This window comes from Planotetraspora thailandica (genome assembly GCF_016863335.1).
GTDB lineage: Bacteria > Actinomycetota > Actinomycetes > Streptosporangiales > Streptosporangiaceae > Planotetraspora > Planotetraspora thailandica.
Genome location: NZ_BOOR01000076.1, coordinates 40842 through 55376, shown reverse-complemented (window position 1 = coordinate 55376; position 14535 = coordinate 40842). Strand labels below are relative to the sequence as shown.

At 70.1% G+C, this 14535-nt stretch carries 13 protein-coding genes; 9 read left to right on the top strand and 4 right to left on the bottom strand.

Translation table 11 applies throughout. From position 1 onward, the window contains the following. Positions 1-751: 751 nt before the first annotated feature. The 3 genes from Pth03_RS36880 to Pth03_RS36870 all read left to right on the top strand — a co-directional run bounded on the left by Pth03_RS36880 (position 752) and on the right by Pth03_RS36870 (position 6571). Positions 752-1588 carry an SAM-dependent methyltransferase gene (locus tag Pth03_RS36880; RefSeq protein ID WP_203949129.1) on the top strand — a complete coding sequence of 279 codons (837 nt, stop codon included), beginning with the start codon at positions 752-754 and terminating at the stop codon, positions 1586-1588. A 103-nt stretch (positions 1589-1691) separates the two neighbouring features. Then, a complete protein-coding gene (locus Pth03_RS36875) occupies positions 1692-2015 on the top strand; it encodes an STAS domain-containing protein (protein ID WP_203949128.1) in 324 nt (107 codons plus the stop codon). Positions 2016-2272: 257 nt separating this feature from the next. Further along, positions 2273-6571, top strand: coding sequence for a cation-translocating P-type ATPase (locus Pth03_RS36870; RefSeq protein WP_239119655.1), 4299 nt, complete (start codon positions 2273-2275; stop codon positions 6569-6571). 3 nt (positions 6572-6574) lie between these two features. Here the strand turns inward: Pth03_RS36870 and Pth03_RS36865 are convergent, their stop codons facing one another. Then, positions 6575-7177 carry a cupin domain-containing protein gene (locus Pth03_RS36865; RefSeq protein ID WP_203949135.1) on the bottom strand — a complete coding sequence of 201 codons (603 nt, stop codon included), beginning with the start codon at positions 7175-7177 and terminating at the stop codon, positions 6575-6577. Between the two features lie 33 nt (positions 7178-7210). After that, complete coding sequence (locus Pth03_RS36860; RefSeq protein ID WP_203949126.1) at positions 7211-8434, bottom strand: MFS transporter; 1224 nt, start codon at positions 8432-8434, stop codon at positions 7211-7213. A gap of 171 nt (positions 8435-8605) precedes the next feature. On the opposite strand from Pth03_RS36860, the gene Pth03_RS36855 reads away from it, so the two are divergent. Genes Pth03_RS36855 through Pth03_RS36845 form a run of 3 tightly spaced genes read left to right on the top strand, consistent with a single transcriptional unit; the run spans position 8606 to position 10921 of the window. Next, entirely contained in the window at positions 8606-9415 is an 810-nt protein-coding gene (locus tag Pth03_RS36855; protein ID WP_203949125.1) for a site-specific recombinase, read from the top strand. Between the two features lie 10 nt (positions 9416-9425). Beyond that, a complete protein-coding gene (locus Pth03_RS36850; protein ID WP_203949124.1) occupies positions 9426-9980 on the top strand; it encodes a hypothetical protein in 555 nt (184 codons plus the stop codon). Positions 9981-10039: 59 nt separating this feature from the next. Next, positions 10040-10921, top strand: a complete 882-nt coding sequence (locus tag Pth03_RS36845) for a neutral zinc metallopeptidase (protein ID WP_203949123.1) — start codon at positions 10040-10042, stop codon at positions 10919-10921. On the opposite strand, the gene Pth03_RS36840 is transcribed toward Pth03_RS36845, so the two are convergent. Continuing rightward, complete coding sequence (locus Pth03_RS36840) at positions 10914-11420, bottom strand: STM3941 family protein (RefSeq protein ID WP_203949122.1); 507 nt, start codon at positions 11418-11420, stop codon at positions 10914-10916. The two genes, Pth03_RS36845 and Pth03_RS36840, sit on opposite strands and share 8 nt — an antisense overlap. Before the next feature lie 65 nt (positions 11421-11485). On the opposite strand from Pth03_RS36840, the gene Pth03_RS36835 reads away from it, so the two are divergent. Further along, positions 11486-12064 (top strand): DUF4240 domain-containing protein, encoded by a 579-nt coding sequence (locus Pth03_RS36835; protein WP_203949121.1) that lies wholly within the window; start codon positions 11486-11488, stop codon positions 12062-12064. 12 nt (positions 12065-12076) lie between these two features. On the opposite strand, the gene Pth03_RS36830 is transcribed toward Pth03_RS36835, so the two are convergent. After that, complete coding sequence (locus tag Pth03_RS36830) at positions 12077-12448, bottom strand: VOC family protein (RefSeq protein WP_203949120.1); 372 nt, start codon at positions 12446-12448, stop codon at positions 12077-12079. 109 nt (positions 12449-12557) lie between these two features. On the opposite strand from Pth03_RS36830, the gene Pth03_RS36825 reads away from it, so the two are divergent. Both Pth03_RS36825 and Pth03_RS36820 read left to right on the top strand, forming a co-directional pair. Continuing rightward, the gene (locus Pth03_RS36825; protein ID WP_203949119.1) at positions 12558-13073 is read left to right on the top strand and encodes a SigE family RNA polymerase sigma factor; all 516 of its coding nucleotides are present in this window, start codon (positions 12558-12560) and stop codon (positions 13071-13073) included. Next, the gene (locus tag Pth03_RS36820; protein ID WP_203949118.1) at positions 13070-14305 is read left to right on the top strand and encodes a hypothetical protein; all 1236 of its coding nucleotides are present in this window, start codon (positions 13070-13072) and stop codon (positions 14303-14305) included. The genes Pth03_RS36825 and Pth03_RS36820 overlap by 4 nt, the downstream gene beginning before the upstream one ends. The last annotated feature ends 230 nt before the right edge of the window (positions 14306-14535 follow it).

Below are 14535 nucleotides of genomic sequence, written 5' to 3'. Positions count from 1 at the left end.
CCACCAACTCACCAGACGACGCAGCAGGCCGGGCGGAGCCTGACGGTTCGGTCGAGTTGTGCGCGGTGCGCGGTTTCGAGGGAGGCCCTTGCTCATCGCGCACGGCAGAGGAACCCTCCCCGGCAGGCGACCCATCGGATGCTTCCCGCGCCGCCCCGCGCTCTGCCGCACTCTTTGTTCCGGCCTCCGCGCTAATGGGCGGCTCGGCCGAAGCCCCTGACGCGGGCTCGGACGACGCCTCTCGCGTGAGCCTGACAGCGTCGGCGGCGGACGGCTCGCCACAGCCCACGGAGGCAAGGTGTCCGGTACCCGGCTGTGCGGGTTCAGGCGGCGCAGAAAGCGTGGGTGCATTCTCCGCGAGCGTGGCCTTCCACCACTCTTTGATCCCCGACGGAGAGCTCAACGCCGAACTGCCGTCCGACGACCACGCCCGGGCCCGTTCCCGCACCTCCGCCCACCACTCAGGACCAGCAAGAGGTTCGCCAGAGGCAGGAGACGGACGCCTGCGCTGATCGGCCACGTCCGCCTCCCCTCAAGAGCCCCGGATCGAAACTGTGTCTGAATACTCCCACGCACAGTAACCGTCCGACTACAGATATCGAACAGAATTTCTATCCGTTGTGACCCCAGACGACAAGCTCCGTTCGGCGCACGGAAGACCCGCCTCGCCGCAGATCGCGTTCCCGCCGAATAGATCGCAATTTATGGTGATCTCGACCATCGCTCCCGAACATCGACCAAGGACGAGCCAATGTCGGACGCGGATCCTGAAGCCGGAACCCAGAACGACCAGGTCGACACCACGAAACCGAGCATTTCGCGGGTCTACGACTTCATGCTGGGCGGCAAGGACAACTTCGCCGTCGACCGCCAGGTGGCCGAGATGGCCCTGCAGATCGCACCCGACGCGCCGGCGGCCGCACGGTCGAACAGGGACTTCCTGAAGCGAGTCGTCCGCTACCTGACGAAAGAGGCCGGCATCCGGCAGTTCCTCGACATCGGCTCGGGCCTGCCGACCCAGGGGAACGTCCATGAGATCGCGCAGGAGATCACTCCCGAGGCGCGCACGGTGTACGCCGACATCGACCCGATCGTCCTTGCCCATGGCAGGGCGATCCTGGCCAAAGACGAGCAGACGACGGTCATCGAGGCGGACATCCGTGATCCCGGCTCGATCCTCGATCACCCCGAGGTCAGGCGGCTCATCGACTTTCGCGAGCCGGTCGGCCTGCTGCTGTTCGCGATCGTGCATCACCTGAACGACGACGAGAACCCCGGAGGCACGGTCGCGCGCTTCCGTGACGCCGTGCCGTCCGGCAGTCATCTCGCGATCTCGCATTTCCACAACCCGGGCGAACGCCATCCGGAGGTGGCCGAGCAGGCCGCGGCCGCCGAAAGGCTGTTCAACGAGAATCTCGGCACCGGGCGTTGGCGCACGCACGACGAGATCACCGCCTACTTCGGCGACCTGGAGTTGGTCGAGCCGGGACTCGTCCCGCTCGCGGAGTGGCGGCCCGATCCCGGCGACGTTCCGCAGCAGGGCATCACCTATCACACGTTCGTGGGAGGCGTGGCACGCAAGTCGTGACCAGAGCGTACGGAGAACCTCGTCTCCGGCCGGTTGACAGGCGTCATCTCGGGCGATGATGCTCGAAGGGGTCCGCCCCTCTACAGGAAGGCGGAACTCTTCCATGATCAGCCTTAATTCTGGGCCGGCGCCCGACATTCTCTATGCCGACGAACGGCTCGACATCCGAACCTCGGGCTGCGATCAGATCAGGGTGACCGGCGAGATCGACGTCACGAACAGCGACGCCATGGTCAAGGCACTGCTACCGGCACTGGACGGACGACGTTGCCCGGTCGTCGACGTCGGCGGCCTGGCGTTCATCGACCTGTACGGCCTGCGGAGCCTGGCGTCGTTGTCCGACGAACAGGTCAGGCTTCGCAACGTCCAGCCGAATCTGGCGCGCATGCTGGGCCTGCTCGCGTGGTCCACCTTCTCCGTCTCCTGATCTCCCCCGCCACCTGCCCGAATCCTGATGGTGTGCGTTTCTGAAGCGCCGGATGGAGGAAAAGGTAGGAAGGACGCCGTTTCAAGCACACACAGAGCCTGAGCACGCTTGACCCCCCTTGGCTCCTTGCAAGGAGGGGTTATGACTGACATGCGGGCGACCGGATGCTCCTGACCCATGTGCTGACGACGGCCGCGACGTTGCTTCGGGGCGTTCTTCCCGACCCTCTCAGGGACGTCGTCCCATGTCCTCGCCAGGTGAGACCGTGCCCCGCCGGCCTGCGGATCGACCTGCACGGCATCGGTGCCCCCGGCACGGAACGCGCGGCCCGCCGGCTGGAGAGGCGGTTGTGCGCCGTCACCGGCGTGGAGCGGGCCGAGGTCAACGGCCGGCTGGGCTCGGTCTTCGTGGGTTGCGACCCGGACAAGGTCGACCAGGACGAATTGCTGGCGATCACCGAGGAGTTGGACGAGCAGGAGGAGCGGGCCAGGCACAAGCCGGTCAAGCCGCGAGACGAGCACCTGCGCGCCACCATCCGCCTGGCCGCCGGCGTGTCGGGCATCGGGCTGGTCTTCGCGGGGAGGGCGGCGCGGCTTCCCCGGCTGCCCGTGGCCGTACCCGCCCTGCTCCACCTGGCGAACTCGACCCCGGTCCTGCGCGAGAAGCTCAACCAGCGTCTGGGCAAGCACGCCACAAACGCGATGTTCACCTCGGCTACCCTCATCACGCAGACGCTGACGCTGCGCCCGATCGGCCTGCTGGTGCAGTCGATCTCCTCTACCGCCCGATATGTGGAGGCGCGGGCGGGCCGGCACGCCTGGGAGCGGCTGGAAGAGCAGCTGGCCGACCGGGTCGGGGCGTACCGCCACATCCTGACGCCCTCGCGTGAGCGGCCGTGTCCGTTGCCTCACGGCCCCATCGAGCGGTATGCCGACATCGCCAGCCCGGTGACGGTCGGGGCCTACACCGTCACGCGGATGATCGCGGGCAGAGGCCAGCGGCCTATGTCCATCCTGATCTCGGGGACCCCCAAGATCGCCTACCTCAGCCGCGACTCCTTCTCCGGCGCCGTCGTGCGTGCGCTCGGGCAGCGGGACACGGTCGTGCTGGACGGGGGCGCGCTGCGTCATCTGGACCGCGTCGACACGGTGATCCTGGACTCCGACAGCATCACGACCGGCTCCTGGACGATCGACCGGCTCGTGCCCGTCGGCGACGGCATGGACACCGGCGAGCTCTACGCGCGGCTCTACACGCTGGTCGACTTCACCGATCCCACGACGACGACTCCGGCGGGAGAGGACGGCCTGTCCGTCGCGCCGATCGCCGACCTGGAAAGGCACCTGTCGGCGGAGGCCCGCGACTGGAGACACAGAGGGCTGCTCGCGCTCGGGGTGAGCCGCGCGGGACGCCTGATCGCCGTCGCCGGACTGTCCCGCGAGATCGACCTGATGGCCGAGGCCCTGGTCGCGGCGGCCAGGGCCGCGGGCACCGTGATGCTCGCCGGAGACGACGAGGGCCTCGCGCACAGGCTCGGGATTGAGCGTCTCGTCCCCGGCGGACACGAGCTGGGGAGCTTCGTGCACGGCCTGCAGGCCGAGGGCCACTGCGTGGTCGTGGTGTCGCGCGGCTCGCGCCAGGGGCTGGCTCAGGCCGACATCGGGATCGGTGTGACGGACGAGTCGAGTCCCGTGCCGTGGGACGCCGACGTCGTGGCGGAGCTCCACGGAGCGCACCTGCTGCTGACGTGTGTGCCGAAGGCGTTGTCGGTGAGCCGCAACGGCGTACGGCTCGGCGCGGTGGCGGGCGTGGTCGGCGGGCTGCTGGCGATCGCGGGGCCGGAGGCCACGTCCCTGCGCAGGGCCCAGCTCGTGAGCGCCGGCGCCTCGGCCACGGCTGTCGTCATGGGCGAATGGGCCGGCCAGACCGCCGGGCGTGTTCCCGCGCCGCTGCGCGCCGACACGACGCCATGGCATGCCATGTCGGCCAAGGAGGTGCTCGCCCGGCTGCGGTCCTCGTCGGAGGGCATCGGCGAGGCGGAAGCCGTACGCCGCCGGGGTGAGGCGGGCGAGGAGGAGCCGCGGGGGCCACGCTCGGTGCTCGACACGACGGTCGACGAGCTGGCCAACCCGCTCACCCCCGCATTGGCGGCGGGAGCGGGCATCTCCGCCCTCGTCGGGTCGGTTCTCGACTCCGTGCTCATCGGCAGCGTGATGCTGATCAACGCGTTCCTGGGCGGAGTACAGCGGTCCCGGGCCGATCGGGCGCTGCTACGTCTCACCGAGGCCACCGAGGTGCGCGTACGGCTGCGCCGTCCGGACGGGACCGTGGACGCGGCCACCGAGGATCTCGCTCCTGGCGACGTCATCGAGCTGCGCGCGGGCGACGCCGTCCCCGCCGACGCGCGCGTCATCAGGGCGGTCGGGCTGGAGGTCGACGAGTCGACGCTCACGGGCGAGTCACAGCTGGTCACGAAGACGGCCGCGCCGACCGTCGCCGCCGCCGTGGCCGACCGCAGCTCGATGGTCTACCAGGGCACGACCGTCGCCGCCGGCAGCGGCCGCGCGGTGGTCGTCGCCACCGGCGACATGACGGAGTCAGGGCGCAGCGGGCTGCTCGCCCGGCGGCCGAGCCCGGAGACGGGTGTGGAGCTGAGGCTGCGCGAGCTGAGCAGCCGCATCCTTCCCGTATCAATAGCGTCCGGGTTCTTCCTGCTGGTGACGGACATGCTGCGCGGCCGTCCGGTGGAGTCCGCGCTCACCCCGGCGGTGAGCCTCACCGTCGCGGCCGTCCCTGAGGGGCTTCCGTTCGTCGCCACGGTCGCCGAGTTGGCGGCGGCCCGCCGCCTGTCGAAGCGTGCGGCGCTGGTGCGCAACCCTTCCACGATCGAGGCGCTCGGCCGGGTCAACGTGCTGTGCTTCGACAAGACGGGCACGCTGACCGAGGGACGCATCAGCCTGCGTTACGTGTCGGACGGCAGGGCCGGCGAAACCGCCGACGACCTGCCCACGGAGCTGAAGCGGATCGTGGCGGCCGCCGTGCGCGCCTCCCCCAGGACGGGCGGCGGAAGGATCATCGCCCATCCGACCGACCGCGCGGTCGTCGAGGGCGCCCAGCGGATGGGCGTCACCCCCGAGGAGGGCCTCGCGAGGTGGAAGCGCGTCGACGAGCTGCCGTTCGAGCCGGGGCGCGGCTATCACGCGGTGCTCGGCCTTACGGAGTCGGGGCACCTGCTCAGCGTGAAGGGCGCGCCGGAGATCGTGCTGACCCATTGCACGCATGTGCTGGAAGACGCGCAGATGGTGCCGTGTGACGACACGGTCAGGCGGCGGCTCGAAGGCGAGGTCGACCGCCTCGCGCGGCAGGGGTACCGCGTGCTCGCGGTCGCGCAGCGCCCGGCGTCCGACCGCAGCGACCTGGACGAGTCGCGCATCGACAACCTGTGCTTCCTGGGCTTCCTCGGCCTGGCCGATCCGGTGCGCGGCACGGCGGCCGAGAGCGTCAAGCGGCTCGTCCGCGCCGGCGTGCGGATCGTGATGGTGACCGGCGACCATCCCAGCACGGCCGAGGCCATCGCGGCCGAGCTCAACGCCTTGAACGGCCGGCGCATCATGAGCGGGCCCGAGCTGGACGCGCTCGACGACGAGACGCTGACGAAGGTGCTGCCCGACGTGGCGGTCTTCGCGCGGGCCACGCCTGCGCACAAGGCCCGCATCGTCACCTGCCTGCGCCGGGCGGGTGAAGTGGTCGCCGTCACGGGCGACGGCGCCAACGACGCTCCGGCCATCCGCACGGCCGACGTGGGCATCGCCCTGGGGACGCGCGCGACGCCCGCCGCACGCGGGGCGGCCGACCTGGTGGTGACCGACGACCGCATCGAGACGATCGTCGACGCCATCGTCGAAGGCCGGGCGATGTGGAGGTCGGTCCGCGACTCGCTGAGCGTGCTGCTGGGCGGCAACGTCGGGGAGATCGTGTTCACGGTGGGGTCGAACCTGCTGGCAGGGCGCAGCGCGCTCAACGCGCGCCAGCTCCTCCTGGTCAACATGCTCACCGACATGGTCCCGGCCATGGCGGTCGCCACCCGGGCCCCGACGGCGACCGATCCGGAGAAGCTCCTGGCCGAAGGGCCGGAGGCCTCGCTCGGCGCCTCGCTGACCCGGGACATCTATCTGCGCGCCGCGGTCACGGCGACGGCCGCGACGGCAGCGTGGATCGTGGGGCGGGTGACCGGCACCCGGGGCCGCGCGGACACGATCGGGCTGGTCGCGCTCGTCTCCGCCCAGCTGATGCAGACCCTGGCCGGCGGCGGCAAGGACAAGGTGGTCCTGGCGGCCGCCCTCGCGTCTCTCGCAGTGTTGTGGCTGATCGTCACTGTGCCGGGCGTGAGCGGGTTCTTCGGATGCCGTCCGCTGGGCCCGCTGGCCTGGACGATCGGCCTCGGCAGCGCCGCGGCGACGACACTGCTCGGCATGATGGTGCAACCGATCGCGGAGGAGGAGCCGCACCTGCCGGAGACCGGTGCCGAACCCGCCGCCGAGCCCGCCCTGGCCTGACGGTCAGGCGGTGAAGTCGGCGAAATCGAAGCCAGGGGAGACGACGCAGCTGACGAGCACGCCCTCGTCACCCGCCGGCCTGGCCGCCTGCCATGTGCCCGCGGGGACGAGCGCCTGGGGGACCTGGCCGTTCTCCACATCGGGACCGAGTGTGATCACCTGTTCGTCGCCGGGGCGCTCCCCCGTACCTCCGAGCACGAGCCTCAGCGGGCCGCCGCGGTGCCAGAACCACACCTCGTCGGACCGTACGGCATGCCAGACGGACTCCTCACCCGGGTTCAGGAGGAAGTAGATGCCGGTGGCGCTCTGCCGGGCGCCGCCGTACCCGGGAGGTTCGAAGGAGACAGACGTGCGCCAGGTCTCCCTGAACCATCCGCCCTCGGGATGAGGGAGCAGGTCAAGCGCCTCGGCGACCGCGGGCCGTTCCTGGACGGAGACGAACGTGCCCGTCACGTCGCGGCGCAGGAACCGCACCCGCCCGTCGTCGCCGACGGCGACCACCGGCTCGGGCTTGGTGGGCGGAAACGCCTCCGCCGCCACCCTCAGGGCGTCGGCGTCGTCGGAGGCGGGCAGCGAGGGCCCGTCAGGGTAGGCGGCGAGCGTCATGACCAGCACGCCGCCGATCGTATGCCAGGCCTCTCACCCGATTCGCCGCACATCCGGCACGGCGAGGACGAGCAGGCCGGTGGCAAGCTGCCAGGCGGCCCCGAATCCCAGCACGGCCGCCGTGCCGACCAGGGCGGCCACCGGGCCCGCCGTGGCCAGGCCGAGCGGCCCGAGAGCGAACGCGCCCACGGTGGTGAACGAAGTGATCCTGGCCATGACCTCGGCCGGAACATACCGCTGGTCGGTGGTCGCGTAGAGCGTGCCGGAGACGGCCGCGCCGATGCCGGCGACGAACGCGGCGCCTGCCACGGGCACGGCGGGGAGGCCTGCGGCGAGGGCGGCCGACGGAAACGCCCAGCCCGCCGTGGCGATGGTCGCGACGACGAGCGGCCTGCGCGGGTTCCGGCCGCCCAGCGACGCCAGGCCGCCCACCACCGCGCCGGTGCCGTAGAGCGCCATGATCAGCCCCCAGTCGCGGGCGCCGCCGAGACGCTCGTGCGCCACGACGGGCCCGAGCACGAGGAACGGCGCCCACACGAGCAGGTTGAACAGCGTGAACTGCAACGTCGTCACCCACAGCCAGGTCCTCGACCGGAACTGCGCCCAGCCTTCGCGCAGTGCCGCCCTCCCGCTTCCGGCACGCGCGGGGGAGCCGCCGCGAACGCGCAGGGCGAGCAGCGCCGTGGCGCTGACCACGTAGGTGGCCGCGTCGACCGCGACCACCACGCCGGAGCCCGCCGTCGCGACAGCGACCCCGGCCAGGGCCGGGCCCGCGACCGATGCGAGCGACCCGGCCATGCCGGCCAGCGCGTTGGCGTCGCGCAGCTTCCCCTCGTACGGCTCTCCCGCGGCGGCGATCCCCGGGATGAGCGCGCCGCGGGCGGGGGCGTAGAACGACTCGCCCGCCCCCCACATGGCGAGCAGCACCATGAACGTCCAGACGGCCGGCCGTCCGGTCAGCAGCAGCGCCGCCAGCACAGCCTGCACGGCGCAGCGCAGCAGGTCGGCGGCGACCATGACGCGGCGGGGCCCGAACCGGTCGGCGACCGCCCCGCCCACAAGCATCAAGATCACCATGGGGACGATGCGCGCCGCCATCACGGCGCCGAGGTCGGCCTCGGTTCCTCCCCCGTCGAGCACGGCGAAGGTCACCGCGACCGTCGCCATCGACGACCCCAGCAGGGATGCCGACTCCCCGATGAAGAACAACCTGAGGTCGCGGTGTCTCAGGGCGGCCAGCCGCCGGATCTTCGCCATGCCTCATCACCCTGCGGGGCCACGAGGGGCCGGTTCAAGATTTCGGCTCAAGAAGGTTGAGTCCCTTTACTGCATAGCGATTCCGACGCCCCCCTTGTCGTACAGAACTGGCGGGTTATACTCGCCGCACGCTTCCCTGGAGCCGTTCATTTACTGCGGAAAGAGCAATGGATGGCGTCATTTCCTGCCCCCGTGGAATACGCCGTGGCGGTCGAGCACTATCTCGCGGCGCTGCGCCTGAGTGAAGCCTCCCGGCGCGTCTACCGCATCGCACTGGCCACCTGGGCGTGGGCGCTCGTCGCGAGGACTCCGCCGGGCGGCAGGGAACGCCGGGGAGCCGCCGCGCCCATCGTGCCGATGGCGCTGCTCGACGCCCCGGACGCCGGGCAGCGCGTGCAGGACGCCCTCGTACGGCGGGCCGCCACGGCCGATCCGCGCACCGTGAGCAGGGAACTGTCCATCCTGCGCGGCGCGATCTCCTGGTGGCGGATGCGGGGCTGGATCGACGCCGATCCGCTGAAGGGAGTGCGCCCGCCCGCCACGCCGCCTTCCGCGCCTTCCACGCTCACCCTGGCCCAGGTGGCGGAGGTGTTCGCACTCCCTGCGCCACTTCGCGAGCAGGCGTGCTGGCACCTGCTGTACGAGACCGCCTCCCCGATCGAGCGGGTGCTCGCCCTGAACGCCGACGATCTCGACCTGATCAGGCGGCGGGTGCGCAGGGATCCCGCCATCCGGTGGGGGGCGGAATCGGCTCGGCTGCTCCCCCTTCTTCTGGCCGGCCGCACGGAGGGGCCGCTCTTCCTGACGAGCCGGCGGCCGGGCGCGGACGCGGCGGCCCGCGACCGGTGCCCGATCACCGGGCGGGGCCGGCTCTCCTACCGCCAGGCTGCCGGGCTCTTCACTGAGGCCACCCGGTCCCTCGACCCGGAGGGACACGGCTGGACCCTGCGCCGGCTTAGAACGGCCGGTATGGCCGCATAGACTGCGGTTCATGCGACGACTGGGCAGCACTGTGGTCGTGGTGGCGGGAGATCGGGCGGCCGAGGTGGTCTCCGGACTCGACGGCCTGCACAACGTCAGGGCGATCCTCCGGGGCGAGCGCCCGGCGGCCGAGGTGACCGAGTCGGTGAGCCGGGCCTCGGCGACGTACGTGGTGCACGACGCCGATCCGCTGGCCGAGGTCGGCGGCGCCTGGGTGGACTTCTTCGACGGCAACGCCCCCACCGGCGGCCTGGAGGTCGCGATCGAGACGGCTCTGGCCGGGCTCCGGTCGGAGCGTCTCATCCTGCCGGACTACTACGTCGTGCTCGACCCCGACGACCTGGCGCCCACGCGACGGCACTGGTGGCTCGGCGTGCTCGCGGGAGCGGCGCCGACCCGGGTGGCGCCCGCACCTGCCGCCGTGGCGTCGGTGGCGGAGACGCTCGGCCATCTGGCCGCCGGCCGGTGGTGGCCCGCGGATCTGGAGGGGTGGCTGCGCGGGTTGCCCAAGGTCGTCCCCGACCGGGTCGGCCTTCCGGGCGAGCCGTCACTGCGGGGGTTGTGACGCCGTTGACGATCAGTGATCAGATCAGTTTGCGTAAATAGCGGGTAAAATAAGTAAATATGCGCCGACCCTCCCGGCTCTTACTTGTCAGCTGCGCCTTCCTGACCGCCTGCTCTCCCGGCATGTTCTCCGGCCAGGTGGAACGTTCCGGACAGCCCGACCGCGTGCCCCTGAAGGCCGCCCGTACGTCCCCGGCCGGCTCCCCGTCTCCTTCGTCGGCGGCTAAGGAACTCGACCTGGTCTCCCTGCCCACCGGCCTCACGGCGGGGACCGACAGCCCGCTCTACACCGCGCCGAAGGCCAAGGCCCACTGCGACGTGCCGTCGATCAAATCCGGCAGCTTCACGTCCATGAAGAAGTACATGACGGCGGTCTCCGCCTGCCTCGACCGCATCTGGACGAGCGAATTCAGGGCCGCGAAGATCTACTACTCGCCCCCGGAACGGAAGTTCATCCAGCGCCGGGTGCGTGACCCCAAGTGCGGCATGATGCCCGCCAAGGGCGCCGACGGCACCTACTGCGGCGGCACGAAGACCTACTACGTGCTGGCCGCCCGTACGGCCCTGCGTCCGGACGCGGCGCCGTGGGCGTCCGAGGTGGTCGCCCACGAGTACGGCCACCACGTGCAGCACATGATCAACATCCTCGATTACGAAGAGAGTGCGGCGGGCGTAGCCCCGAAGTCGGACGCGGACGTGCTGAGCAGGCGGGTGGAGCTTCAGGCCGAGTGCTTCGCCGGCGTCGCCATCAGCGGCATGGGCGGCGAGATGCCGTCGTGGTGGGATTATCGGTCGCTGTACACGGGCTACGCCCTCGACGGGGCCTGGGTCCGCGACCACGGCAAGCTGTCCACCCAGATGCGCTGGCTCGGGAGGGGCTACCGCTCCGGCAAGCCGGAAGCATGCGACACGTGGTCGGTGTCCAAGCGAGACGTCACCTGACCTCGTTTTGAGGCAGCCATTTCGAGACGGCCGCCACCAGCTCGTCGAAGGAGCGGTCGAGGCCGATCGTGGCGATGCCCGGCCCGCCGTACATCCGGGTGCCCAGCTTCGAGGGCGCCGAGTGCACGTGTCGTCGCACGGCCTCCGGAGTCATGCGGAGGATGAGGAAGCGGGTGCGCCGCACCTGGTGGACCGCGATTCCGTCGATGTCGTCCCAGGGGATCGGCTGCGCCGAGAGCCGCCGGTCATGGATGCCTTCCGGCCCTACGGCGACGACGACGGGGTCGCCCGCCCAAAGCTGCCGGAGCCACTTGGAGGCCGCGACGACGCCCAGCAGCACCGCCATCCAGCCGACGACCCGGGCGAAGAGCCCGTCGCTCTCGCCCAGAAGGCCCAGCCCCATGAGGGCTCCGAACACGACGAACAGAATGCACGCCAGCAGAACCAGCACCATTTTGGGAACCGAGCGCCGCCATACCCGCACATCATCGTCGATCATCCATAGATAATGGATTTATCGGCACACGCGGTCAATGCAGGGATGCGCCCACTATTGTCACCGGCGTGGAGACGGATGCCTGGTGGGCGTTGATCGAACGGGCACGAGCGGTCGCCGGCGACCGAGCCGATGACAGGGACCCGCCCGACGACCCGCTGCCCCAAGCTCTGACCGACCTGCTCGCGGCGCTGGACCCCGCCGAGATCATCGCGTTCGACCTGCTGCTGACGAGGGTCTGCGACTCGGCCTACACGCGGCCGCTGTGGATTGCCGCCGACCTCATCGAGGGAGGCTGCGGAGACGACGGCTTCATGGACTTCCGGTCCGGGCTCATCCTGCTGGGCCGGGAGACTTTCACGCGGGCCGTCGCCGACCCCGACTCGCTGGCGGGTCTTCCCGTCGTGGTGCGCATGAGTGAGGACGAGAGCGGCTGGATCGGATGCGAGGACGTGTCCTACGCGGCCCGATCGGCCTACAAGCTCGCCACGGGCGAGACGGACTCGTTCGACGCGGCCGTGGAGGCCGGGGTGCGGGCCATGGACCGGCCGCGGCGTCCGTCGGGAGAAGGCTGGAGTATGCACGACGAGGACGAGACGCGCCGCCGCCTTCCCCGCCTCGCCGCCCTGTTCCTCGACGAGGACTGACGCCGGTCGCCTTCAGGCGCGTTCTGCGGCGCTGCGCTCGACGCAGAACTCGTTGCCCTCGATGTCGGCGAGCGTCGCCCATCCCGTGCCGTCGGGACGCCGATGGTCGGCCACCAAGGTGGCTCCCAGGGCGAGGAGCCGGTCGACCTCCTCGTCGCGGGTGCGGTCGCGCGGCTGAAGGTCCAGGTGGATCCGGTTCTTGACGGCCTTGGGCTCCGGCACCGTGATGAACAGCAACGCGATGCCCGGGGCCGTGACCACCGCCTCGGGATCGCCGGGGAAGTCGTCGTCCCCGAGCGCGCCTCCGAGCACCTCTGCCCAGAAGGCGCCCAGCTTGTACGCGTCCGCGCAGTCGACCGTCACATGCCGCACCGAGGATGCCATGGCGTTCATTGTGGTTTCGTGCGGCGGGACCGACAAATCGTTTTCGCGGCGAAGGCATAGATCTGCGTCTCGGCCGCGTCCTTGCCTGACGAGACAGCAAGGAGGCCAGGTGGATCCGGAATTCGAGACGGACTTTCGCCGCTTCGTCGTCGGCACGTCGGCCGCGCTGTTCCGTACGGCGTATTTGCTCACCGGTGATCGCTGGGCCGCCGAAGACCTGGTGCAGACAGCCCTGGCCAAAACGGCCGCTAAATGGGACACGATTCGCGACCCCGAAGCGGTCGAAGGCTATGTGCGCCGGGTCATGTACAACGAGCAGGTGAGTTCGTGGCGCCGCCGATTCCGGGGTTTTCACGAGGTGCCGACTGATTCTCCACCCGAGGTCGCCGACCGCGGACACGAAGACGCCGTGGAACTCCGCCAGGCGATGCGTACGGCTCTGGCCCGGTTGACGCCGCGGCAGCGGACCATTCTGGTGTTGCGCTATTTCGAGGACATGTCGGAAACCGAGATTTCCAGCGTGCTGGGAATCGGCGTCGGATCTGTGCGCAGCCAGATTCACCGCTCTTTGGAACGGCTCAAAAAGGTCTCACCCGAGCTGAGCACAGTAAGGGGGTCCGGATGAACATCGAAGATCTTCTGCGGGAGACCTTCTCCGAGATGGCAGCCGAAGAGCCGCCGCCCGCGCCCGAACGTTTTCTCCCGCACCACCGGGCTCGCCCCCGCCGCCGCTGGTTCGCTTTGGCCGCCGCGGCGGCCGTGGCCGTGTCAGTGGCCGGGACGGCCGTCCTGGTGCACACCCTGAGACCACACCTGACCCCGTCGCCGACGACCAGCGTGCAGTCGACCGTACCGCCGAACCGCACGCCCGACGCTCCCGCACCCGCCAGTCCCGCGCCGCCGCTGGGGAAGATGTGGCCCGATGCGGTGCATACAGCTCCGATGACGTTGCCGAACCACCAAACGTTCCGCCCCGAGGTCTTCCTCGACGGCCACACGATCCTGGCGCGCGCTGGCAAGGGGAACAGCGCGAGCCGGCCCGTCTACTGGTCCTACGACCTCGAATCGCGAAAGGCGAGGAAGCTCGTCGACTTCGTGCCGCCTCCGAAGACCGACTTCACCTCTCCCGTCGTGGCGGGAGAGGGTCACCTGGTGTGGTGGACCGTCTCGTGGGGCCAGGTCATGGGTGAACTGGCCATCTGGACGGCTCCCGCGACGGGCGGCGTCGCCCGCAAGGTCACCTCATTCCCACAGACCATGAAATATGGCGACATCGACTACATCGCCGTCACTGGTGGAAGAGTCGTGTGGTCACGCGGCATCCAGGGCGGCGTGTACGAGGCACCGCTGTCGGGGGCCGAGCCGCGCATGCTCCCCGGCACGACGGACTTCCACCTGATCCAGTGGCCCTGGGCCTCCCCTCCGCAGGTGAGTGGCGACCCGACTGAGCAGGCCGACGCCAGGCGAATCGTCAACGTGCTCACGGAAGAGGTCCGCGACGCGGTGACACAGCCCGGCGAGCGCGTCTCGTGCGCGGTCACCTGGTGCCTGTCACAACTGGGCGTGCGCCACCGCGACGGGTCGGGCGCGCGGGCTCTTCCGGGATCCGTGCTGTCCGGAATTGCTCTCGACCGATTCGTCGTGCTCCGCGAGAAGCATGCCGGCGGCGAGTTCCGCGAGGTGCTCTACGACCTGTCCACCGGCCGCGCCGGCGATCTTGGATTCCGGGGAAAACCCGGATCCAGGGAGAGTGCGAAGTTTTACGAGGCCATCTGGGTCGACTACAGCTCACCTGCGCTTTTCTCCTACGAACTCGCCGGCAAACGGATCATTGTCGACCTCGCGACGATCAGCTGAAAAAGCCACACGTTTTCGTCGGCGATTTCAGCCGAACGTGCGTCAAAGGTCGTGGGTCTCCATGTGAACCGCGGGAACCGTGCTGGGCGGCCGGCTGGACTATGTGTTCGACCGCATCCGCGTGCTCGTCTGCACGCTCGCCCTGACCGGAGGGCAGTTCCGCGCGACCGGACAGGAGGTCTACCTGAGCCGCGGAACTCCTGCCGGACGAACCCGACCCCGACGTCGAC